This is a genomic window from Saccharomonospora xinjiangensis XJ-54 (assembly GCF_000258175.1).
GTDB classification, from domain to species: domain Bacteria; phylum Actinomycetota; class Actinomycetes; order Mycobacteriales; family Pseudonocardiaceae; genus Saccharomonospora; species Saccharomonospora xinjiangensis.
The window spans coordinates 1921102-1943816 of sequence record NZ_JH636049.1; the positions used below are offsets into that span (position 1 = coordinate 1921102).

21 protein-coding genes are annotated in these 22715 nt (G+C 67.8%); 6 read left to right on the forward strand and 15 right to left on the reverse strand.

What is annotated here, in order from left to right; all coding sequences use genetic code 11:
- Positions 1 to 54: 54 nt before the first annotated feature.
- Complete coding sequence (locus SACXIDRAFT_RS08250; RefSeq protein WP_006238087.1) at positions 55 to 1167, reverse strand: sunset domain-containing protein; 1113 nt, start codon at positions 1165 to 1167, stop codon at positions 55 to 57.
- A 14-nt stretch (positions 1168 to 1181) separates the two neighbouring features.
- Positions 1182 to 2201: a polyprenyl synthetase family protein gene (locus tag SACXIDRAFT_RS08255; protein WP_006238088.1), complete on the reverse strand. Its 1020-nt coding sequence runs from the start codon at positions 2199 to 2201 to the stop codon at positions 1182 to 1184.
- Between the two features lie 333 nt (positions 2202 to 2534).
- On the opposite strand from SACXIDRAFT_RS08255, the gene SACXIDRAFT_RS08260 reads away from it, so the two are divergent.
- The 6 genes from SACXIDRAFT_RS08260 to SACXIDRAFT_RS08285 all read left to right on the forward strand — a co-directional run bounded on the left by SACXIDRAFT_RS08260 (position 2535) and on the right by SACXIDRAFT_RS08285 (position 6836).
- The gene (locus SACXIDRAFT_RS08260; RefSeq protein ID WP_040922091.1) at positions 2535 to 2993 is read left to right on the forward strand and encodes a hypothetical protein; all 459 of its coding nucleotides are present in this window, start codon (positions 2535 to 2537) and stop codon (positions 2991 to 2993) included.
- Entirely contained in the window at positions 2990 to 3613 is a 624-nt protein-coding gene (locus tag SACXIDRAFT_RS08265; RefSeq protein ID WP_006238090.1) for a DUF3558 domain-containing protein, read from the forward strand. Before SACXIDRAFT_RS08260 ends, SACXIDRAFT_RS08265 begins: the two co-directional genes overlap by 4 nt.
- A 163-nt stretch (positions 3614 to 3776) precedes the next feature.
- The gene (locus SACXIDRAFT_RS08270; protein ID WP_006238091.1) at positions 3777 to 4241 is read left to right on the forward strand and encodes a hypothetical protein; all 465 of its coding nucleotides are present in this window, start codon (positions 3777 to 3779) and stop codon (positions 4239 to 4241) included.
- A gap of 38 nt (positions 4242 to 4279) precedes the next feature.
- Positions 4280 to 4864: a DUF3558 domain-containing protein gene (locus tag SACXIDRAFT_RS08275; protein ID WP_232285270.1), complete on the forward strand. Its 585-nt coding sequence runs from the start codon at positions 4280 to 4282 to the stop codon at positions 4862 to 4864.
- A gap of 2 nt (positions 4865 to 4866) precedes the next feature.
- Positions 4867 to 6141 carry a hypothetical protein gene (locus SACXIDRAFT_RS08280; protein ID WP_006238093.1) on the forward strand — a complete coding sequence of 425 codons (1275 nt, stop codon included), beginning with the start codon at positions 4867 to 4869 and terminating at the stop codon, positions 6139 to 6141.
- The gene (locus SACXIDRAFT_RS08285; protein ID WP_006238094.1) at positions 6138 to 6836 is read left to right on the forward strand and encodes an ESX secretion-associated protein EspG; all 699 of its coding nucleotides are present in this window, start codon (positions 6138 to 6140) and stop codon (positions 6834 to 6836) included. The genes SACXIDRAFT_RS08280 and SACXIDRAFT_RS08285 overlap by 4 nt, the downstream gene beginning before the upstream one ends.
- A gap of 6 nt (positions 6837 to 6842) precedes the next feature.
- Here SACXIDRAFT_RS08285 and nuoN read toward each other — a convergent pair whose 3' ends face one another.
- The 13 genes from nuoN to SACXIDRAFT_RS08350 all read right to left on the reverse strand — a co-directional run bounded on the left by nuoN (position 6843) and on the right by SACXIDRAFT_RS08350 (position 22709).
- A complete protein-coding gene (gene nuoN, locus SACXIDRAFT_RS08290) occupies positions 6843 to 8414 on the reverse strand; it encodes an NADH-quinone oxidoreductase subunit NuoN (protein WP_006238095.1) in 1572 nt (523 codons plus the stop codon).
- 7 nt (positions 8415 to 8421) lie between these two features.
- A complete protein-coding gene (locus tag SACXIDRAFT_RS08295; protein ID WP_006238096.1) occupies positions 8422 to 10026 on the reverse strand; it encodes an NADH-quinone oxidoreductase subunit M in 1605 nt (534 codons plus the stop codon).
- Complete coding sequence (gene nuoL / locus SACXIDRAFT_RS08300; RefSeq protein ID WP_006238097.1) at positions 10023 to 11921, reverse strand: NADH-quinone oxidoreductase subunit L; 1899 nt, start codon at positions 11919 to 11921, stop codon at positions 10023 to 10025. The genes SACXIDRAFT_RS08295 and nuoL overlap by 4 nt, the downstream gene beginning before the upstream one ends.
- A 22-nt stretch (positions 11922 to 11943) precedes the next feature.
- Positions 11944 to 12243 (reverse strand): NADH-quinone oxidoreductase subunit NuoK, encoded by a 300-nt coding sequence (gene nuoK / locus SACXIDRAFT_RS08305; protein ID WP_005453108.1) that lies wholly within the window; start codon positions 12241 to 12243, stop codon positions 11944 to 11946.
- Complete coding sequence (locus tag SACXIDRAFT_RS08310) at positions 12240 to 13151, reverse strand: NADH-quinone oxidoreductase subunit J (protein WP_408640376.1); 912 nt, start codon at positions 13149 to 13151, stop codon at positions 12240 to 12242. The genes nuoK and SACXIDRAFT_RS08310 overlap by 4 nt, the downstream gene beginning before the upstream one ends.
- Before the next feature lie 8 nt (positions 13152 to 13159).
- Complete coding sequence (gene nuoI, locus SACXIDRAFT_RS08315; protein WP_006238099.1) at positions 13160 to 13723, reverse strand: NADH-quinone oxidoreductase subunit NuoI; 564 nt, start codon at positions 13721 to 13723, stop codon at positions 13160 to 13162.
- A complete protein-coding gene (nuoH, locus tag SACXIDRAFT_RS08320; RefSeq protein ID WP_198284359.1) occupies positions 13710 to 15101 on the reverse strand; it encodes an NADH-quinone oxidoreductase subunit NuoH in 1392 nt (463 codons plus the stop codon). The genes nuoI and nuoH overlap by 14 nt, the downstream gene beginning before the upstream one ends.
- Positions 15102 to 15115: 14 nt before the next feature.
- Positions 15116 to 17608 (reverse strand): NADH-quinone oxidoreductase subunit G, encoded by a 2493-nt coding sequence (locus SACXIDRAFT_RS08325; RefSeq protein ID WP_006238101.1) that lies wholly within the window; start codon positions 17606 to 17608, stop codon positions 15116 to 15118.
- Positions 17605 to 18894, reverse strand: a complete 1290-nt coding sequence (gene nuoF / locus SACXIDRAFT_RS08330; protein ID WP_006238102.1) for an NADH-quinone oxidoreductase subunit NuoF — start codon at positions 18892 to 18894, stop codon at positions 17605 to 17607. The genes SACXIDRAFT_RS08325 and nuoF overlap by 4 nt, the downstream gene beginning before the upstream one ends.
- A gap of 254 nt (positions 18895 to 19148) precedes the next feature.
- Positions 19149 to 20027 (reverse strand): NADH-quinone oxidoreductase subunit NuoE, encoded by an 879-nt coding sequence (nuoE, locus tag SACXIDRAFT_RS08335; RefSeq protein ID WP_006238103.1) that lies wholly within the window; start codon positions 20025 to 20027, stop codon positions 19149 to 19151.
- Positions 20024 to 21397: an NADH-quinone oxidoreductase subunit D gene (locus tag SACXIDRAFT_RS08340; protein WP_006238104.1), complete on the reverse strand. Its 1374-nt coding sequence runs from the start codon at positions 21395 to 21397 to the stop codon at positions 20024 to 20026. Before SACXIDRAFT_RS08340 ends, nuoE begins: the two co-directional genes overlap by 4 nt.
- Positions 21394 to 22161: an NADH-quinone oxidoreductase subunit C gene (locus SACXIDRAFT_RS08345; RefSeq protein WP_006238105.1), complete on the reverse strand. Its 768-nt coding sequence runs from the start codon at positions 22159 to 22161 to the stop codon at positions 21394 to 21396. The genes SACXIDRAFT_RS08340 and SACXIDRAFT_RS08345 overlap by 4 nt, the downstream gene beginning before the upstream one ends.
- Entirely contained in the window at positions 22161 to 22709 is a 549-nt protein-coding gene (locus SACXIDRAFT_RS08350) for a NuoB/complex I 20 kDa subunit family protein (protein WP_006238106.1), read from the reverse strand. The genes SACXIDRAFT_RS08345 and SACXIDRAFT_RS08350 overlap by 1 nt, the downstream gene beginning before the upstream one ends.
- Positions 22710 to 22715: the final 6 nt, after the last annotated feature.

Below are 22715 nucleotides of genomic sequence, written 5' to 3' on the forward strand. Positions count from 1 at the left end.
GGGGCACCCGCGAGTGCGTGTGGTGCCCCCGCTTCCCTGCTCCGGGGTCTGGGGTCAGGGTGCCGAGAGGGGGCGGAATCCGACCCGCTCCGCGTCGGCGGGTGTGCGGAACCAGACCTCGGCGACCATGCGCGGATACTCCGGCGAGCCCTCGGCGCAGTAGCGCAGTGCGGTAACGCTGGCCTTGACGGTGAACTCGTCCGAAGGGCGCCCGCCTCCCGGCTCCGGCATCGCCGATCCCGGCCCGAATGGTCCCGGCGGAAGGTCGGAGGCGGCAGAGACGTCCCTCGCGGGCGGCGCCGAGTTTGACGGCGGCACGGCGGGCTCGAACAGCGATCCGCTGCGGCTCGGCTCGGGGTCGCGGCGCTCCACCTGGCGCATCGACGGCTTCAAGGGCTTCGCCGAGTCGAAGCTCTCCAACTGCGAACGCCCCGGCTGCCGCTTCGGCAGCGCGGTGGCGCTCTCCACCCTCGGTTCGTCGGCTCCCTGCCCGCCCTGGCCGAAGGCGGGTGGCTTCTCCTCCGGCTCATCGTCCAGCGGGGCGGGTTCGAACAGGCTGGTGCCCTTGCGTTTACCGCTCCCGGTGTCGCTGCGCTCGCCGCCGAGGTCGAGCTCGCCGTCCCTACCCCGGATCTGGGTGGGCTCACCGGGATCGGACGGTGGAGGAGCGTCGAGCACGCCGCCCGTGCTGCCGCGAAGGTCGTCGAGGGTGCCGTCGATGGAGCTGCCGTGCTCGGCGTCCCGGTCGTCGAGGTCGTCGGCGCGGAGGAACTCCTCGTCGAGAGAGTCGATCTCCGATGGCCCCGCGCCGGAGCGCCCCTGGAGGCTGTCGCGCTCCAGCCAGCTCGGCGACGGCGCGATGTGCTCGGTCACCTCCCCCGGCCTCGGTTCGGCAGCCGGCTCGAAGTGCCGTGTCGGGGATGTCGCCGGTGTGTCTTCGCGGTCGGTGAGGTCGCCACGGTCTCCACCCGTCGTGCCCAGTGCGGGGGCGATACGTGTGCTGTGAGGGCCGGTCCGCGGCCTCGGCGAGCCCTCCGCGGCGGCGAGCCTGCGCTGAAGTTCGCCGATGCGCTTCTGCGCGGGACGGACGAGGAACAGCCAGGCGAGGAAGGCGCCGAGCACGAACGCGACCGCACTGAACACCCAGACCTGGCCGAAAACGGACATGACGGCTGCCCTCCTTAGTGGGTGCGTGCGACGAGGTAGTCGGCGACCGACTCGCAGGCCACCCTCGCCGGGGACTGCGGCAACACGGCGAGCTCCTCTCGTGCGCGCCGAGCGTAGTCGGCGAGGGTGGCGCGCGTGCGTTCGAGCCCACCCGATCGGCGTAGCAGGTCGAGTGCCTCCGCCACCAGCGCGTCGTCGGTGAGCGGCCCCGCCAGCAACGCCACGAGGCGCGGATCGGGATCACAGGACAGCGCGTAGTGCATCGGCAGGGTTCGCACGCCCTCGCGCAGGTCCGTTCCCTGCGCCTTGCCCGAGGTGTCGGGCGGTGAGGCGATGTCGATGATGTCGTCGGAGATCTGGAACGCCGTGCCCACGATCTCGCCGAACCGGTGAAGAGCCTCGACGTGTTCGGGAGCGGCGTCGGAGAACATGCCGCCGAAACGTCCCGCCGTCGCGATCAGGGACCCGGTCTTCTGGCCGATGACGGACAGGTAGTGCTCGACAGGGTCGTCCCCACCCTGCGGTCCGACCGTCTCGCGCATCTGCCCCGTCACGAGTTCGCCGAACGTCTCGGCGATGATGCGGGCGGCGTCTGTGCCCAGGTCTGCCACCAGACGCGAGGCGTGGGCGAAGAGGTAGTCGCCCGTCAGGATGGCGACGCTGTTGTCCCAGCGGGCGTTGACGCTGGGGGCGCCCCGGCGCATCGTGGCCTCGTCCATCACGTCGTCGTGGTAGAGCGTGGCGAGGTGCACCAGTTCCACCGCGGCGGCCGCGGTGATCACGGCGTCCCGGCTTCCCCCCTCGCCGAACTGGGAGGCGAGCAACGTGAACATGGGGCGGAAGCGTTTGCCACCGGCATCGACGAGGTGGCGCGCGGCCTCGTCAATGGCCGCGACGTCACTGCTGACGACGCCACGAAGAACCTCCTCGACGTCGTCGAGCCCCGCGACGAGCGTCCGCAGCAGCTCCTCGTCCGCGATCTGCAGCCCGACTGCAGCGCGCAACTCGTCGATGGTGCCATCACGCACTGACACGTCGGCTCCGCCCTTTCGGCCCTGTCGGTCACGGTCCTCACCAGCCTAATGGGCGGAGGTCGCGCGGCGACGACCCGCAGGTCACTCCCCACTTCGTGACGCGGGCGACACACGGCAGCACGACCCTGTATCCTTCTACATCGTGCCGCGCTACCCCGCGTCATGCACCGGGTTTCGAACATCATTTTGATCAAAACTGTTTTCCGAAACAGCCTTTTCGATAGGAGGGAATCTTTGGCCCAAACGGGCGAAATTGCTGCGAATCACATAATCGAATGCTAACGTCAAGCCGCTTCGCGCGGGAGGAAAGCCACAGAAACCGGGGGGTTCGAGGTGGCAAGAAAGATCAGGGGATTTGCCCACCCAGCCGCTGGCGCCGTCTACATTCCCGAAACCGCGCAACCGTCTTCACCACCTCCACATGATCTTCTTCTCCACCGCGCCGCGCGCACCGACGCCGCGCTCGACGAGGTGATTGGCGACGAAGGCTTCGCCTTCGACACCGAAACCCTCCAACACCTCGCCAACCAATGGGCCGACTTCGCCCGCCGCTACAGGGACGCACGCGATCTCGCCAACCACCTCACACGAGCGGAGGGCCCCGGGCTCGACTACGCGAGCGTCGGACACGCGGAGACGCTCGTGGCGTCCGGCCAGGCGCTGAAGGCCGCGCTCGACGAACGGGTTCGCTACTGCGAGGACATGCGCGACAGATTCCTCGCGGCGCTGGGCAAGTACATCGCAGCCGAGGACGAAGCCGAGACCACGATCGACAAGGGCAGATTCGAATGAGGAACCCTGGACTCGCCGCCGCACTCGTCGCCACAGCATTCCTCACAGGCTGCTCCTCGACACCCAGCGACGGCACACCGACGCCGTCCTCACCACCGACCAACCCACCCCACTCCACCGGCAACCAAACCCACGGTGCGCCCAGAGTTACCGACCCACTCGCCATCGACCCCTTCCTCCAGAAGCCCTGCACCTCACTGACCGAAAAGCAGGTCACCGAGTATCTCGGTGCGGACGCCGAGACCCGACCCAAGACGGATCGCAGTGCGGGACCGTCCTGTGCCTGGCACTCGGACGTATTGAGCGACGCTCAAATCTCGGTCACCTATCCCCAGCTGGGCGACGAGGGCTTGACCTCGATTTACCGAAACAGGGACAAGGCCGCCTATTTCACGGAAATGGATTCCGTGGACGGCTATCCCACCATCGCCTCCAGCACCATCGACAACCGCGACGAAGGCGAATGCCTCGTCACGGTCGGCACCAGTGACTCCGACTACGTCAACATCGACATGTATCTCGGCGACGGCTCCGTCGGGAAACTCGATCCGTGCGAGGCCGCTCACGAGGTCGCCACCGCCGTCATCGGCAACATCAAGACAGCCAACGGAGGCAAGTGATCATGGCGGATAGCCGAGTTCGCGCCGAGCCGACGTGTACGCCGATGGAGGGCCTGTCCGGATCGAGGTCGAATCGGACGCCACCGCCGACATCGCTGGGTCCTGCGGCCCAACGGCTGGACGCGGGGAACGAGCCTCGGCTGACGACATCAGGGGGCCGGTAATGGCCAGGGAGATCAGAGGAGTCGCCCATCCGGTCGGCGGCGCGGTCTACACACCCCAGGCCTCACCGCCACCCACACCACCTTCACATGATCTTCTTCTCCACCGCGCCGCGCGCACCGACGCCGCGCTCGACGAGGTGATTGGCGACGAAGGCTTCGCCTTCGACACCGAAACCCTCCAACACCTCGCCAACCAATGGGCCGACTTCGCCAGTCGCTACGAAGACGCACTCTCCGACGCCGACCTCATTGCCTCGGCAGAGGGACCGGGGATCGAGTACGCGAGTGCCGGGCACGCGGAGAAACTGCGAGCGTCCGGCAGGGCCTTGAGAGACGCGTTGCAGGAACGCATCAGGTACTGCGAGGAAATGAGGGACAAATTCCGCGCAGCGCTCGGCGATCACCTCAGCACCGAGGGCGACGCCGAGACCACTCTCTCGAAAGTGAAGGGCGAGATGGAATGAGACCTGCTTGGCCTACCATCACACTGATCATCGCCGCCGTGGTTGCCACAGGCTGTTCGCGCACGCCGCACGTCGGCATTGCCGCGGGCTCCTCCTTCCCGCCCGCCTCCCCAGCGTCCACCATCGGCACCGTGACTGGAGTCCCTTCGATCGAAAGTCCCCTGGACATCGACTCCTTCGTGACAGAGCCATGCCACTCGTTGACGAACGAACAAATCACCAAATATCTCGGCGAGGAAACCAAAACAAACCCGCGCAAGGATGGGGCCGCGGGTCCGGCCTGCTCGTGGCGTTCCGACATGCACAGCGACGCCAAGATTTCGATCACCTATCCCCAGGTCACCGACGAGGGACTGACCGCGATCTACCGCAACAAGAACGAGGCCGCGTATTTCACCGAGCTGCCGGACGTGGATGGTTACCCCGCTGTCGCGTCCAGCATGATCGACGCTCGCGACGAGGGCGAATGCCACCTTCTTGTCGGAACGAGCAACACCAGCTATGTGAGTGTTCGCGCGTATCTCGGCGACGGCTCCGTCGGGAAGGTCGATCCGTGCGAGGCCGCTCACGAGGTCGCCACCGCCGTCATCGGCAACATCAAGGCAGCCAACGGAGGCAAGTGATCATGGTTGCTGAAAGACCGCTCACAGCCGCCGAGATCTACGAGCAGGTCACCGGCGGCAACGGTCCTGGGAGGCTGTCCACCGCTGCGGAGGCCACTGCGCGACTGCGCAGGGCACTCGCCGACCTCGCCGCCGATGTGCGCGGCGCCGCAGGGCAGGCCGACCGCGGTTGGGAAGGTGAAGCGGGCCGCCGCGCAGCCCTGCTCGCGATGCCGCTCGCCTTGGCTTCCGAGACCGACGAGGCCCTGCTGCGGGACGTCGATCGCACGCTCAGCGACCAGATCACCGCCTTCGCCGGGACCCGCGACAGCGTCGTGCCCGTGCCGCCACAGCCTCCGGCACCCACCAAGGAAGACCTGGTCCGCGACCTGCTCGGCGGCGACTCCTACCGGACGAAACTCGACGCCTACGAACGGGATGCCGCCACCAACGTCGCCGCGTTCCGCTCCTATCACCAGGCCAGCACCGTCAACAGCGGAGCGATACCCGCCCGCTACGCCCCGCTGAGCGCCGACGCCGCCGAGATCACCCTGTCCGACGCGAACGAGACGACCGGCGTTTCCGTGGCACAGACCCGGACGAGCGGGCAGACCAGCTCCCCCGGCCTGTTCACCGTCGAGCCCGCGTCCACCCCGGCGAGTTCCGCGCCGACCTACGCCTCCGAGCGGAACACCGACATCCCAAGGACGCCAAAGGGCACAACCGAACCAGAGCCCGAAAGCACGCACGCGGCGGCACACACGCCCCCGCCACCGGCGCCGAGTGAGCACCACAGCGGCCCCTCCGGTCCTCCCGGACGGCACACCGTGTCGCCGACACCCACCGGCATCGAGCCCACCGGGCGTCTCGCCGCTCAGGGAAGAGGCCCCGGTTCCGGCCAGCGCGACACGCCCGGCGCAGGCGGCCCTGCCTCGCGCTCGAACAGGCAGACGAACCTGCCCCCGAACGCACACGGGCGCACTCCGGCCGCACCGCCCGGCCAGCAGCCCCTACCCGGCCGCGGCAGCGGGGCCGGCACGGCCGAAAGGCCCGGCGGCGACGTCGCCCGTGGTGGCACACCACCCACGGCGGGCGGCGCAGGCAGCACCAGCGCCCGAACCGCGGCAGGGCCGGCACCCGTGGGAACCGCGGGTCGCGGCGGAGGGGACGACAAGGACCGTCGCCGGCCCGGCTACCTGCGCGAACCCGACCCGGAGGACACCTTCAGCGACCCACTGCCCAAGACCCCGCCACCGGTCATCGGCCACACCGACCAGACACCCCGGGGTGGAACGTGACGGTCGCACTGACCCTCCACACTCTCCTCGACGCGCTGGCGGTCGTCGGCTGCCACACGCCCCACGCGGTCTTCGCGGGCGGCGCCCGGTATGTGCCGCCGTCCGCGACAGCGCGGGTCGCGGCCGAGACCACCGTCGAACTCGCCGCAGCCGGACTTGTCGCGGGGACCCGGCTCACGCCCGAGTTCGAGGACGTCCTCCACGTGCTCGGCAAACCGCACACCGAGTACTTCGCGCACGTACGCGCTGGCGGGGAACAACACCACTCGCTCGTCGCCGCGCGCGGCAGGTCGGTCGTCGTCGCGGTCAGGACCGGAGAGCGAGTGCGCCTCGACACCGCCACCACACGCGACCTGCCCGGCCTTCTCGTGAGAAGCCTGCCGCAGTCCAGCGCCGCGATGTTCGAGCCGTTCCTCGTGCACACCCGCCGATCCGGCGAAAGCCCTGATTCCCTCGACGCCACCGGGGATCTCCGCCGCCTGCTCTCCCTGCCGGAACGCGGGATCGGCTACCTGCATGTCGCGCGGCGTCCCGGCCGCGGGCCACGGGTGGAGGCCGACGGCACCGTGTACTACCTCGACGCCGACCTGGGCAGGGTCGGCCTGCACCGCGAGTGCGACCGCGTCACCGTGTTCCCCGGCCGCCCCGACCTGCTCGCGGCCAAGGTGGCCGCCCTGCGCGCCACCCTGGCCTGAACCCGCTCACGACGTGATCGAGAAACCGCCCGCGCCCGCCCAGTCGAGCGCGAACGTCGGCGCGACACCGAGCAGGAGGGTCACCACGACGCCCAGCGTGATGGCCGCCGTGGTGAACGTGCCGGGCACGCTCACCGTGGGGCCGTCGTCCGCGGGCTTCGAGAAGTACATCAACACGACCACGCGCAGGTAGAAGAACGCCGCGACCGCGCTGAACACCAGCCCGATCACCACCAGCGGCGCCATCCCGTCGGACAGCGCGGCGGAGAACACCACGAACTTGCCGACGAACCCGCTGGTCAACGGAATCCCAGCGAGTGCGAAGAGCAGGAACGTGAACACCGCGGCCAGCACGGGGGAACGCTTCGCGAGCCCCGCCCACGCCGAAAGGTGAGTCGCCTCGCCGCTGCCGTCACGGACCAGCGAGATCACCCCGAACGCCGCCAGCGTCGTGAAACCGTACGCGAGCAGGTAGAACAGGGTGCCGGAGAGACCGGCGTCTGTCAGCGCCATCGTGCCAATGAGCAGGAACCCGGCGTGCGCCACGGAGGAGTAGGCAATCATGCGCTTGACGTCGGTCTGCGTGAGGCCCAGCACGGCGCCGATGAGCATCGACACGATGGCAACACCCCACAGCACACCGCGCCACTCCCAGTGGGTGGATTCGAAGGCGACCGTCAGCACCCGCAGCATCCCGCCGAACGCCGCGACCTTGGTGCAGGCGGCCATGAACGCGGTGACCGGGGTCGGCGCCCCCTGGTAGACGTCGGGGGTCCAGGCGTGGAACGGGCCGACCGACGCCTTGAACAACAGACCGACCATGAGGAGCCCGAGACCGGCGAACAGCAGCGTGTCGGAACGGTCGGTGCCCGCGGTGGCGTTCGCGATGTCCGAGAGCCGCACCGAACCGGCGTAGCCGTAGAGGAGTGCGAGGCCGTACAGGAAGATGGCGCTGGCGAAGGCACCGAGGAGGAAGTACTTCACCGCCGCTTCCTGTGACAGCAGCCGCCGCCGTCGCGCGAGCCCGCACATCAGGTACAGCGGGAGGCTCAGCACCTCCAGTGCCACGAACATGGTCAGCAGATCGTTGGCCGCCGTGAAGGCCATCATGCCGCCCAGTGCGAACAGCGTGAGCGGGAAGACCTCGGTGGACATCGACTCGGTCCTGGCCTGTTCCTTGTCCTGGAACGTGCCTGGGCTGATACCGGCTTCGGCCACGAAGGCGCCGCCTCGCTCCACCGTCCGGTCGGCGATCAACAGCAGCGCGGCGACGGTGAGGGCGAGCAGCGTGCCCCACAGGAACAGTGCGGGGGAATCGACGGCGAGTGTTCCGCTCAACGTCGTGGTGCCGTGCTCGGGAGCGTCCGGGATGTACAGCGCGAGCGCGACGCCCGCACCCGCGACAGCGAGCAGGCTCAACGAGACCTGCGCCGTCCACCGCCGGCGCTTCGGCAGGAACGCCTCGATCAGCACTCCGGCGCACGCCACACCGAGCACGATCACCAACGGCATGATGGCCGGGTAGTCGATGGCGGGTGCCTCGACCGGGCCCTGCTGGGCGAGATGAAGGTTCAACACGGCTGCATTACCTTTCCTGCACCGCTTGCAGTGTCGCTTCCACCGACGGTGTCACCGTGTCGAGCACCGGCTTCGGGTAGAGACCGAGGCCGATGATCAGCACGACGAGCGGTGCGAGCACCGCGATTTCCTTGCCGGAGAGGTCACGGATCGCCTTGCGAGTCGTGGTCTCGGTTCGTTCGGGGGCCACGGCCGTCGCCGTACCGCGCTCCCCGCTTCCCGCGCTCGCGGGCGTGGCACCGGATAGTGTTTCACCGGATACCTCGACGAGCGCGGCCCCGCGCACCGGACCCGTCATGATCCGCTGGTACAGCCAGAGCACGTACGCGGCGGCGAGCACCATGCCCACGGTGGCGATGGTGGCGTAGACCGGTTGTGTGTCGAAAGCGCCCAGCAGCACGAGGAACTCGCTGACGAACGAGTTCGTGCCCGGCAACGACAATGTGGACATTCCAGCCAGCAGCAGCATGCCGCCGAGGATCGGCGTGAGCTTGAACATGCCGCCGTAGTCGGAGATCCTCGTCGAACCGCCGCGCTGTGCGACGATGCCGATCACGAGGATGAGCATGCCCGTCGCGAGGCTGTGGTTGAGCATGTACGTCGCCGAACCAACGGTGGCCTGCGGCGTGAAAGCGAAGATTCCGAGTGCGATGAATCCGAAGTGGGCGATCGAAACGTAGGCCACGAACCGCTTCAGATCCTGCTGGCCCGCGGCGAGGATGGAGCCGTAGATCACGCCGAGGACGGCGAGCACCAGCACGAGCGGGGCGAGCTGCGCGCTCGCGTCGGGGAACATCGGGAGGCTGTAACGCAGGAACCCGAACGTGCCGACCTTGTCGAGTACACCGACCAGCAGCACCGTGACGGCGATCGGCGCCTGGCCTGCCGCGTCGGGAAGCCACGTGTGGAACGGCACGAGCGGCGCCTTGACGGCGAAGGCGAGGAAGAACCCGAGGAACAGCCAGATCTGTGTCTCAAGGGGTGCGTTGCTCACCACGGACACCAGCGTGGCCCAGTCGAACGTGCCCTCACCGAGTTCATCAACAGCCAGCACGTACGCCCCGATGGCGGAGGCGAGCATGATCAGGCCGCCGAGGAACGAGTAGAGGAAGAACTTGACGGCCGCGTACTGCCGCTTCGGACCGCCGTAGAAGCCGATGAGGAAGTACATCGGTACGAGCATGATCTCGAAGAGCACGTAGAACAGGAAGACGTCGGTCGCCGCGAACACGGCGATGGTGAGTGCCTCCTGCACCAGGATCAGCGAGAGGAACCCACCTGCCGAACGTCCCTCGGGCAAGCGGTCGGTGGAGTTCAGCAGACCGATCACCACCGGCACCAGCAGTGCGATCACCGCGATCATGACGAGCGCGATGCCGTCGATGCCGAACGAGAGGTGCACGCCCAGAGCGGGAATCCAGTCCACCGACGTGGCGAGCTGGATGCGGTCGCCGCCGGGGTCGTAGGCCAGCCAGGCCGGCACGATCAGCAGCAGCTCCACAACGGACACCGCGAGCGCTGCCAGTGTCGCCGCCCGGTCGTTGTTCCGCAGGCCGGCCACCACGAGGGCGCCTGCCAGCGGCAGGAGGATCAGGGCAATGAGCCAACTCATGAGAACCTCACCAACAGCAGTGCGGCGACGAGCAGGAACGACCCGCCGAGCATCGACAACGCATACGACCGCACGAACCCGGTCTGCATCCTGCGAAGGCGGCTGGACCCACCGCCGAATGCCGCGGCGAGCCCGTTCACCGCGCCGTCAACGCCGCGGTTGTCGAGGAACACCGCGAAGCGGGTGAGCCACAGCCCCGGCGTGGCGACGAGCGCCTCGTTGAGGGCGTTGCCGTACAGGTCCTTGCGGGCGGCGCGGACGGGCCAGGCCACGTTCTCCGGCCGCTCGACCGGGGTCGGCCGCCTGCCGAACAACATCCACGCGAGCAGCACACCGAGCGCCGAGAGGCCCACGGTCAACCACGGCACGAGTGCGTGCGGGAGTACGCCGTGCTCGGGCTCGGCCAGCGCACCCACCGAGGGAACGAGGAACTCGGTCAGCGTGTCGCCCGCCATCAACAGGAAGCCCGCGGCGACGGAGCCGACCGACAGCACGATCATCGGCACGGTCATCACCGGTGGCGACTCGTGCGGGTGGAACTGCCTTCCGTCGGCCGACGTCGTCTCCCGCCAGCGTTGGCTGCCGAAGAACGTCAGCAGCACCAGCCGGGTCATGTAGAAGCCGGTGATGCCTGCCGCGAGCAGCGCCGCGCCGCCGAACACCCAGCCGCGCCAGCCTTCCTGCCCGAACGCCGCCTCGATGATGGCGTCCTTCGTCCAGTACCCGGAGAGGAAGGGGAAACCGATGATCGCGAGGTAACCGAGGCCGAAGGTGGCCGCCGTGATCGGCATCTTCTTCGCGAGGCCACCGAACTTGCGCATATCGACCTCGTCGTTCATGGCATGCATGACCGACCCCGCACCGAGGAACAGTCCCGCCTTGAAAAAGCCGTGCGTGAGCAGGTGGGCGATGCCGAGTGCGTATCCCATCGGCCCGAGACCGACGGCCAGCATCATGTACCCGATCTGGCTCACGGTCGAATAGGCGAGCACCTTCTTGATGTCGTCGTAGGCACAACCGATGATCGCCCCGAGGAGAAGGGTGAACGCACCGACGATGGTGACGACCAGCCTCCCGTCCTCGGTGAGGTTGTAGATCGGCGAGGAGCGGGCGATGAGGTACACACCTGCGGTGACCATCGTGGCCGCGTGGATCAGGGCCGAAACCGGGGTCGGACCCTCCATCGCGTCGGGCAACCACGCCTGGAGCGGGAACTGACCCGACTTGCCGCACGCCCCGAGCAGGAGCAGCAGCGCGATCGCGGTGATCACGCCGGGCGAGAGGTCACCGATGCCCGCGAACACCTCGGCGTAGTTCGTGCTGCCGATGTGCTTGAACATCAAGAAGATCGCCAGCGCGAGCCCGACGTCACCGACGCGGTTCATCAGGAACGCCTTCTTCGCGGCTGTGGCCGCCGAAGGCCGGTCCTGGTACCAGCCGATCAGCAGGTACGAAGCGAGGCCGACACCTTCCCAGCCCAGGTACAGCATCACGAAGCTGTTGCCGAGCACCAGCACCAGCATCGAGGCGACGAAGAGGTTGAGGTAGCCGAAGAAGCGACGCCGCGAGGCGTCGTTCGACATGTAGCCGATCGAGTAGATGTGGATCAGCGCGCCCACACCCGTGATCAGCAGGACGAACGTCACCGAGAGCGGATCGATGCGCAGTCCGAAATCGACCTGCAACGACTCGACGGGAATCCACGAGTAGACCGTCGTGTCAGCGGCCTCGGACAGTGACTCGCCGAAGAACAGCGCCAAGCCGTAGACGAACGACGCGATGACCGTCGCGCAGCCCAGCAGGTGCCCCCATGCGTTGGTGCGGTTACCACCGACCAACAGGACGAGGGCGCCGAGCGCGGGGAACGCGACCAGCAGCCACGATTGAGCGATCAAGGTAGTTCCCTGTGGTTGGAGGCTAGTACTTCAGCAGGTTGGAGTCATCGACCGAGGCGGAACGCCGGGTCCTGAAGATCGACATGATGATCGCCAGACCGACCACGACCTCGGCCGCGGCCACGACCATCACGAAGAACGCCATCACCTGACCGTCGATCGAGCCGTTGATCCTGGAGAAGGTCACCAGCGATAGGTTCACAGCGTTCAGCATCAACTCGATGCACATGAACACCACGACGGCGTTGCGGCGCACGAGGACGCCGACGGCGCCGATCGTGAACAGCAGAGCCGACAGAAGCAGGTAGTACGTGGGGCTCACTTGTCCTCCCCCTCGTCGGAGCCTGCGCCGGTCTCACTCGCGGTGCCTTGACCGACGAGAGCCTTCGCGCCCGGTTCGCCCTTCTTCCCCTCGACCTGCTCGCGGTGCGCCTGCAACCGCGCCGTCGGAGTGGCCTCGATGAGTTCGGAGAGCGACTCCGGCGCCACCGAGCCGTCGGGCAACAGCGCGGGTGTGGCCACCGAGCTGGACGTCGCGAACACGCCGGGACCGGGCTTCGGGGAAGGCCGTTCGTACTCGCCCCTGAACCGTGCGACGACCAGTTCGCGCTGGCTGCGCTTGCCGCCCTTCATGTGGCGGGTGGTGAACGACAGCACCATGCCCGCCATCGCGGCGGTGATCAGCAGTGCTGCCGTCAGCTCGAACGGGAACAGATAGTCGGTGAAGATCAGGCGGCCGAGGCCTGCCGCGCCACCACCCGCGTCACTCCACGGGTCGAGCGGAGCCGCAGGCGTGACGTCCGCGACCGCGCGGGCCAGCGTGGCGGCGAGGAGCACGGCGACGCCGATGCCGACGAGGCCGGCCATCAGGCGTTGCCCTCGCAGCACCTCGACCACCGAGTCGGACGACTCGCGCCCCACCAGCATGAGCACGAACAGGAACAGCATCATGATCGCGCCGGTGTAGACGATGATCTGGGTGAATCCCAGGAACTGCGCCTGCTGGGTCAGGTAGAGCAACCCGAGCGAGAGCATCGTCAGTACGAGCCACAACGCGGAGTGCACCGCGTTGCGGGCGAAGACCATGCCCAGCGCGCCTGCCAACGCGATGGGGCCGAGGATCCAGAACGCGACCGCCTCACCCGTTGACACGCTCGCGCCTGCCTCGGCCTGCGCGACGATCACGCCGTTCAGCGGCGTCGTCAGCGCCGTCAGAGTCATCCCGGTCATGCCGGTCATCACACTGCCTTCTCTCCGGACGTCTCGACCGCCTCGCCGGAGGGCACACCGCGCTGCCGGGCCAGCTCGGGTCCCCTGACGTAGTAGTCCTGCTCGTCGTCACCCAGCCGCATGGGGTGCGGCGGCTGTTCCATGCCCGGCAGCAACGGCGCGAGCAGATCCTCCTTCGTGTAGATCAGCTTCTGCCGGTCGTCGTCGGCCAGCTCATAGAAGTTGATCATCGTGAGGGATCGGGTCGGGCACGCCTCGACGCACAGGCCGCAGCCGATGCACCGCAGGTAGTTGATCTGGTAGTCCTTCCCGTACCGCTCACCGGGCGAGTAGCGGGCCTCGTCGGTGTTGTCCCCGCCCTCGACGAAGATCGCGTCGGCGGGGCACGCCCAGGCACACAGCTCGCAGCCGACGCATTTCTCAAGCCCGTCGGGATGCCGGTTGAGCTGGTGGCGGCCGTGGTATCGCGGCGCGGCAGGCGCTCCGATCTCCGGGTACTCCTCCGTCGCCACCTTCTTGAACATCATCGAGAAGGTGACGCCGAAGCCCTTCAGCGGATCAAACATCCCCATCGGCGTTCTCCTTACCTGAGGTGACCGCAGCCGGTTCGGACTGGCCGCTGGGCTCCTGCTCCCCGTGCTCCCCCGCCTTGCCCGCATCGACGGCTTGCCGCGAGGACCGCTGCTTCGCCTTGAGCGCCTTCTGCCGGGGCGTCGTCTTCGGGACGGCGAGGTCGAGCGGCGGCAACGGGTAGTCGCTTCCGGTGACGGGCACCGAGTCCGACTCGGGAACCTGCTTCTCCGGCAGCAGCAGCGTCAGCAGCACGAGGACGGCGATGATGATGGCGCCGACGACGAGAATCTGTCCCGTCGAGACGTTCCCGTCGGTGCGCAGCGCCCTGATCGCGGAGATGACCAGGATCCACACCAGCCCGACCGGGATGAGCACCTTCCAGCCGAGCTTCATGAACTGGTCGTAGCGGAACCTCGGCAGCGTTCCCCGCAGCCAGATGAAGCCGAACAGCAGGACGAACATCTTGCCGAAGAACCACAGCACCGGCCACCAGCCCTGGTTGAGCGGTGAGTCGAGGCCGACGAACGGGAACATCCACCCGCCGAGGAACAGCGTGGTCGCGAACGCCGAGACGATGACCATGTTGGTGTACTCGGCGAGGAAGAACATCGCGAACTTCATCGAGCTGTACTCGGTGTGGAAGCCACCGACCAGCTCGGACTCCGCCTCGGGAAGGTCGAACGGCGCGCGGTTGGTCTCCCCGACCATCGAGATCAGGTAGATGACGAAACTCGGCAGCAGCAGGTAGAAGTACCAGCCGCTCGCCTGAGCGTCCACGATCTCGCCGGTGGAGAGCGACTGCGCGTACAGCGCCACGCCGACGATCGAAAGGCCCATCGCGATCTCGTAGGAGATCACCTGTGCCGCCGAGCGGAGGCCACCCAGCAGCGGGTACGGCGACCCTGACGACCACCCCGCGAGCACGATGCCGTACACACCGACGGACGCGCCCGCGAGGATGAGCAGCACGCTGACGGGCAGCTCGATCAGCTGCAACACGGTGCGCTCGCCGAAGATCGTCACCTCGGGCCCGAACGGGATCGCCGCGAGCCCGATCAGTGCGGGCACCACCACGATCACCGGCGCGAGGAAGTAGACCTTGCGGTCGGCCGTGTCAGGGATGATCTGTTCCTTGAACGGCAGCTTGATCGCGTCGGCGAACGACTGGAACCAGCCACCGGGGCCGACGCGGTTGGGCCCCGGTCGATTCTGCATCCGACCGATGATCTTGCGCTCGCCGACGATGAGGAACACCGTCAGGATCGGGCCGATCAGCAGGACGACGACGGCCTTCATCAGGATCAACCACAGCGGGTCATCCGCCAGCAGTTCCGCCCTCGTCATCGGCTCCTGTGCCTGCGCGAGGAAGGGAACCATCGAGGTCGCTGGGCTCACCGTTCACCTCCGGCAGCGATCGAGACCACGGCGCCGTGCCCCGCACCGAGCGTGGCGCGGAGCGTGGAACCCGGCGAGTTGCCCGGAAGCCACACGACACCGTCGGGGAGGTCGGCGACCTCGAAGGGCAGCGTGATCGAGCCACGACTGGTGGACACCGTCACCGTGGGCGATTCGCCGAGTGACGCCGCCATGGCCTTGGAGATCTTGGCGACCACCCGCCGCGCGGTGCCCGCGAGGTGCGGCTCGTCCCTCTGGAGCGCGCCCTCGTCGAGCAACTGCCGCCACGTCGCCAGCAGTGCCTGTCCCTCTCCGACCTTCGGAACCGGCGCGCTGGGGACGTCCGGCGCCGCAGGCCGGTGACCGCGATCGAGGCCGTCGATGCTCCGTGCGAAGTCGCCGGCCGCAGCGGTGGGTGTCTGGGTGAAGAGGTCGGCGTCCATCTCGACGGCGAGCGTGTCGAGGACACGGCAGTCGGGCAGCGCCCCTGTGCCGTCGAGCGTCACCGAGAACTCGCGCCTGCGGCCCTCCCAGTTGACGAAGCTGCCCGGCTTCTCGTCAACGGGGGCGATGGGCAGCACCACGTCGGCGTGGTCGGTGACCTCGCTGCGCAGCAGTTCGAGGCTGACCACGAACCCGCAGCGCCGCACCGCTTCGAGCGCCAGTCCGGGGTCGGGGAGGTCGGACAGCTCGACCCCGCCGACGAGAAGTGCGTCGAGATCGCCGTTGCGGGCGGCGGTCAGGATTCCGGTGGTGTCCCTGCCCGCAACGGACGGCAGCGATCCCGCTTCGAGATTCCACGCCCGCTCCAGCGCCGCGCGGGCCTCCGCGTCGGTGACGGCGGCACCGCCGGGCAGCAGGTTCGGCAGAGCACCGGCGTCGATCGCCCCGCGCTCGCCCGCCCTGCGCGGCACCCACGCGATCGGCGCTCCCGTGCGTTCGGAGAGCCGGTGGAGCGCGGAGTAGAGGCCGGGCACCTCGGCCGCCCTCTCCCCGACGAGCACCACCGAGCCCTCGGCACGCAGCAGCTCATCGACGTCGCTCGCGTGCTCGGCGAGCCCGTCCACCGCCTCGGCCTCGGCACCGGGAACGCAGGCGAGGAGCTCCCCGAAAGTCCTTCGGACGGCCGGGGTAGTCCACTGACCGATGTGGACGACCTTCGTGCCGTTCTTGCGTGCGCCCTTGCGCAGCCGCAGGAACAGCACGGGCGCTTCCTCCTCCGGCTCGAACGCCACGCACAGCACCAGCGGCGCCGTTTCGAGCTGGCCGAACGTGACGCCGGTGTCCGGTGTGGTTCCGACGACGTGGGAGGCGAGGAAGTCCAGCTCCTCAGGAGAGTGCGCCCTCGCCCTGAAGTCGATGTCGTTGGTCCGCAACGCCATCCTGGCGAACTTGCTGTAGGCGTAGGCGTCCTCGACTGTCAGCCTGCCGCCGGGCAGCACTCCTGCGCCACGGCCGTCGCGGGCCTTCGCCAGTCCCTCCGCCGCCACGCGCAGTGCCTGTGTCCACGACGTCCGCTCCAGCTCCCCTGTCTCGGGGTTGCGCACGAGCGGGTGGCGGATGCGGTCGGCCGCACCCGCGTACCGGAAGGCGAAGCGGCCCTTGTCGCAGAGCCATTCCTCGTTGACCTCGGGGTCGTCACCGGCGAGGCGGCGCATCACCTTGCCGCGCCGGAAGTCAGTCCGCATCGCGCAGCCCACCGAGCAGTGCTCGCACACGCTCGGCGACGACACGAGGTCGAACGGCCGCGAGCGGAACCGGTACTGAGCGCTGGTCAGCGCGCCGACGGGGCAGATCTGGATGGTGTTGCCGGAGAAGTACGACTGGAACGGCGTCCCGCTGCTGGTGCGGGAAGCGAGATCAAGAACGTCGGCCGTCTCCGAGGTCCCGATCTGTTGCTGCGCACCGCGTTCGAGCAGTTCGATGAACGGGTCGCCCGCGATCTGGGCCGAGAAGCGCGTGCACCGCTGGCACAGCACGCACCGCTCGCGGTCGAGCAGCACCTGCGTGGAGATCGGCAGCGGTTTCGGGAACGTGCGCTTGCGGTCGCGGAAGCGGGATTCGGCCCTCCCGTGGGCCATCGCCTGGTTCTGCAAAGGGCACTCGCCGCCCTTGTCGCAGATCGGGCAGTCCAGCGGGTGATTGATGAGCAGCAGCTCCATCACACCCTGCTGTGCCTTGTCCGCGACGGGCGAGGTCCGCTGGGTCTTCACGACCATGCCGTCCGCGACGGTCATCGTGCACGAAGCCTGCGGCTTCGGCATGGGGCGGCCGTTCATCTCGACCTCGACGAGGCATTGCCTGCACGCGCCTGCGGGGTCGAGCAGCGGGTGGTCGCAGAACCGGGGGATGACAGTGCCCAGCCGCTCGGCGGTGCGGATCAGCAACTCGCCCTTGGGGGCGATGACCTCTTCACCGTCGATGGTGAGCTTGACGTGGCCCTCCGGAACCGGTGTCTCGTCCGAGGCCGCCTCGGGTGCGATGGTCATGATGCTCCCACCAATTCGGGCGAGTGCGCCCGGTTCTTCTCACACAGTTCGACGAACTCGTCGCGGAAGTACTTGATGGCGCTGGTGATGGGGCTCGTGGCACCGTCGCCGAGCGCGCAGAACGAGCGGCCGAGGATGTTGTCGCAGATGTCGAGCAACGTGTCGATGTCCTCGGTGGTGCCGTGGCCGTCCACCATGCGTTCGAGGATCTGCGCCAGCCAGTAGGTGCCCTCCCTGCACGGGGTGCACTTGCCGCAGGACTCGTGCTCGTAGAACTGGGTCCACTTCATCACGGCCCACGGCACGGACACGGTCTCGTTGAACACCTGTACGGCCGTGGTTCCGAGCATCGACCCCGCCTCGGCCGCGCCCTCGAAGTCCAGTGGCACGTCGAGGTGTTCGGCCGTGAACAACGGCGTCGAAGAACCACCCGGCGTCCAGAACTTCAGCGGGATACCGTCCTTCATGCCGCCGGCCATCTCCAGCAGCTGACGCAGCGTGGTGCCGAGTGGCGCCTCGTACTGACCCGGCTTCTCCACGTGGCCGGAGATCGAGTAGATCTTCGGGCCGGGCGACTTCTCGGTGCCCATCTGCCGGAACCAGTCGGCCCCACCGTTGACGATGTAGGGAACACTGGCGATGGTCTCGACGTTGTTCACCGTGGTGGGTGCGGCGTAGAGGCCCGCTGCCGCGGGGAAGGGCGGCTTCAGCCTCGGCTGGCCACGGCGGCCTTCCAGCGAGTCGAGCAGCGCCGTCTCCTCACCACAGATGTAGGCGCCAGCACCCGCGTGCACAGTGATGTCGAGGTCGAACCCTGAGCCGAGGATGTTCTTGCCGAGGTACCCCGCCTTGTACGCCTCGCGCACAGCCGCGTTGAGCCTGCGGATCGGGTGCAGTGCCTCGCCACGCACGTAGATGAAGCAGCGATGCGACCGCATGGCGTAGGAGGCGATGACACAACCCTCGATGAGCGAGTGAGGGTCGGCCATCATCAGCGGGATGTCCTTGCAGGTACCCGGTTCCCCCTCGTCGGCGTTGATCACGAGGTAGTGGGGCTTGTCCTCGTTCGGCGGCATGAACGACCACTTCACGCCTGCCGGGAATCCCGCACCGCCACGGCCACGCAGGCCCGCGGCCTTGACGAGCTCCACGAGTTGTTCCGGCGTTCCGGACAGCGCCTTGCGAAGGGCCGTGTAGCCCTCCAGCTTCTCGTACGTCGCCAGACGCCACGACTGCGGTGAGAGCCACCGCTTCGTCAGAACCGGCGTCAACGGATCGGCTGTCATTTCTGAACCTCCCACTGCGGGACACTCTCCCCTACTGCGGCAGAAGCACCTGCCGCAGCGGGGGCCGACCCCGGTCGGCTCCACGAACGCGACAAACCAGCGTCGTTCATTTCGCCTCCACCTCCCACTGCGGGACACCCGCACCCGGTCGGCTCCACGAACGCGACAAACCAGCGTCGTTCATTTCGCCTCCACCTCCCACTGCGGGACACCCGCACCCGGTCGGCTCCACGAACGCGACAAACCAGCGTCGTTCATTTCGCCTCCACCTCCGGCAACGGGGCGTTCTCCGGCATCACCGGCGCCGTCCAACCGCGATCCGCCGCGAGCTGCGCTCCCCGCAGCGTCTCGACCGCCTGTGATGGAGCGTCCACATCGGAGCGGAACACGTCCTCCTCCTCGGGGAAGAACCCGGCGAGCTGGCGTTCCACGGACTTGAAGTCGGTCAGCGGCGCGCCTCGTGTCGGCTGCGGCTTCTCGCCCCTGCGCAGCGCATCGACGAGTTCGACGGCCTTCTCCGGCGTCTGGTTGTCGAAGTACTCGTAGTTCACCTGGATGACGGGGCCGAGATCGCAGGCAGCGAGGCATTCCGCGTGTTCGAGCGTGATGGAACCGGGTTCGCCCGGCTCGCCCGCGGTCTCCTCGTGGCCGAGCGGCTTGCCGTCCTCACCGAGGTGCTCCGACAGTCGCTTGTAGATGTCGTCACCGCCGAGCACGGCGCACAACGTGTTGGTGCACACGCTCACGAGATGCTGCCCGCACGGCCTGCGCTTGTACATCGTGTAGAAGGTGGCGACCGCGCTGACCTCGGCCTCCGTGAGGTCGAGCTGCCTCGCGCAGAACGCGATGCCCTCCTGGCTCACGTAACCCTGTACCGACTGCACGAGGTGCAGCATCGGCAGCAGCGCCGAACGCGACTGCGGGTAGCGCGCGGCGAGTTCACCCGCCTTCGCCTCGATCTCCGGGCCGAACTCCTCGGCGACCGAAGGCTGTGTCGGCGGCGATGTCACCTCATCGGCGACCGGCGAGATCGCCTTGACGTCCACGTCGGGCGACGCGGCGGCGTAGGTCCTCTCGGCAGGCCGCGAACCTGGCCGCGGTGTCTCCGAAGGCTGTTGCGACGGTGTGGTCATCGGTCCACTCCCCCCATCACCGGGTCGATCGAGGCGATGGCCGCGATGACGTCGGCGACGAGGCCGCCTTCCGCCATGGCAGGCATCGCTTGCAGGTTCACGAAGCTCGGTTCCCTGACGTGTACCCGCAGCGGCCGTGTTCCGCCGTCGGAGACAAGGTGGAAGCCGAGTTCGCCTCGCGGTGATTCCACGGGGCTGTACACCTGGCCCGGCGGGACCCGGAAGCCCTCGGTGACCAGCTTGAAGTGGTGGATGAGCGACTCCATCGACTGCCCCATGATCTTGCGGACGTGTTCGAGGGAGTTGCCCATGCCGTCGCTGGAGATCGACAACTGGGCTGGCCACGCGATCTTGCGGTCCTCCACCATCACGGGGCCGGGTTCCAGCATGGTCAGCACCTGCCGGACGATGCGAAGCGACTGGTGCATCTCCTCGACCCGCAGCAGGTAGCGGGCCCAGCAGTCGGCGTCGGTTGAGGTGGGCACCTCGAACTCGATCTCGTCGTAGCCTGAGTACGGCTCCACCTTGCGCAGGTCCCACGGAATGCCCGCCGACCGGAGCACCGGTCCCGTGACGCCCAGCGCGAGGCAGGCGTCCAGCGGCAGGAATCCCACGCCCTTGAGCCTGTTGCGCCAGATCGGCTGCCCTGTGAACAGCTTGTCGTACAGCGGGAGGCGTTTGTCCATCACCTTGCAGAACTCGGTGACCTTCTCGTGGAAGTCCTCCGGCATGTCCTGCGCGAGCCCTCCAGGCCGGATGAACGCGTGGTTCATGCGCAGACCCGTCAGGTGTTCGAGCAGGTGCAGTACCTCTTCGCGCTCACGGAACCCGAGCGTCATCGCCGTTGTGGCGCCGAGTTCCATGCCTCCGGTGGCGATGTAGACGAGGTGGGAGGCGATGCGGTTCAGCTCCATGAGCATGATCCGCAGAAGTTGCGCGCGGCGGGGAACCTCGATGCCGAGGAGCTTCTCCACCGCCATGCAGTAGCCCATCTCGTTGAACAGCGGCGAGAGGTAGTCCATGCGGGTCACGAATGTGACGCCCTGGGTCCACGTCCGGTATTCGCAGTTCTTCTCGATGCCGGTGTGGAGGTAGCCGATCACCGAACGGAGCTGGGTGACGGTCTCGCCCTCCATCTCCAGTACGAGGCGAAGCACACCGTGCGTCGAAGGGTGCTGCGGCCCCATGTTGATGACCATGCGCTCGGCATGGGTGGCGTCGGAGAGGACGTCGTCCCAGTCGCCGCCCGAGACCGTGTAGACCCGGCCTTCCGTGGTCTCGCGGTGCTCGGCGTAAGGGGCGCTTTCGCTGCCCTCGGCCGTGGTGTCGGTGCCTGTGCTCGCCTCGGCGATGCGGTCGCTCGTGGTCATGAGTAAGACCTCCGCGTGTCGGGCGGCGGGATTTCCGCGCCCTTGTACTCCACCGGGATTCCGCCGAGTGGATAGTCCTTGCGCTGCGGGTGGCCGTCCCAGTCGTCGGGCATGAGAATGCGCGTCAGCGCCGGGTGCCCGTCGTAGACGATCCCGAACATGTCGTAGGCCTCCCGCTCGTGCCAGTCGGCCGTCGGGTAGACCTCCACGACGGACGGCACGTGCGGGTCGTCGATGTCCAGCGAGACCTCGAGGCGGATGCGGCGCCGGTAGGTCATCGACAGCAGGTGGTACACGGAGTGCAGCCGTTGGGGGACCTCGGGGCCGTAGTCCACACCGGACACAGAGACGCACAACTCGAATCGCAGGCCCGCGTCGTCGCGCAGCGTGCGGCAGAGTTCGACGAGGTGCTCGCGCCGGACGTAAAACGTGATCTCCCCGCGGTCGATGGTGACCTGCTGGATCGCCTCGGCCGGAATTCCGTTGTCCGACATCGCCGCGAAGAACTCGTCGGCGAAGTCGTCGAACCAGCCGCCGTAGGGCCGTTCGGCAGGAGGCGGTGAGTACGCGGGGAGCGCAAGACCGCCGTACCCCGAGGTGTCGCCGCTGCCCGACACTCCGAACATGCCGTGGCGCTGCCGTCCCGCCACCACCGGCGCGGCCGGCCGCGCCGGCTCGGAACCTTGAGGGCGAAGGCCGTTCTCGCTGCGCTCGGCACTCGACAGCTCGCCGCCGGTCTCTGGCTTCTCGTCAGGCATGCCCATCACTTCTTCGCGTACTTGATCGAAGACGGGATGATCTCCGTCTGCTTCCCGCTCTCGGCACGCAATGCCGCCCGCCTCGGCCCCATCGGCTCGTCCTGGATCTTGGCGTGCAGCTTGAGGATCGCGTCGAGCAGCATTTCCGGCCTCGGCGGGCAGCCGGGCAGGTACATATCGACCGGAACGATGTGGTCAACGCCCTGCACCACGGCGTAGTTGTTGAACATCCCTCCCGAGGACGCGCACACGCCCATGGCGAGCACCCACTTCGGCTCGGCCATCTGGTCGTAGATCTGCCGCAGCACCGGGGCCATTTTCTGCGTGACCCTCCCCGCGACGATCATGAGATCGGCCTGCCTCGGCGTCGCGCTGAACCGCTCCATGCCGAACCGCGCGATGTCGTAGCGCGATCCGCCCGTCGTCATCATCTCGATCGCACAGCAGGCGAGACCGAACGTGGCAGGCCACAGCGAGTTCTTGCGCGCCCAGTTGACCACGCCTTCCAGCGTCGTCAGCAGGATTCCGTTGGGGAGTTTCTCTTCGAGACCCATGGTTCG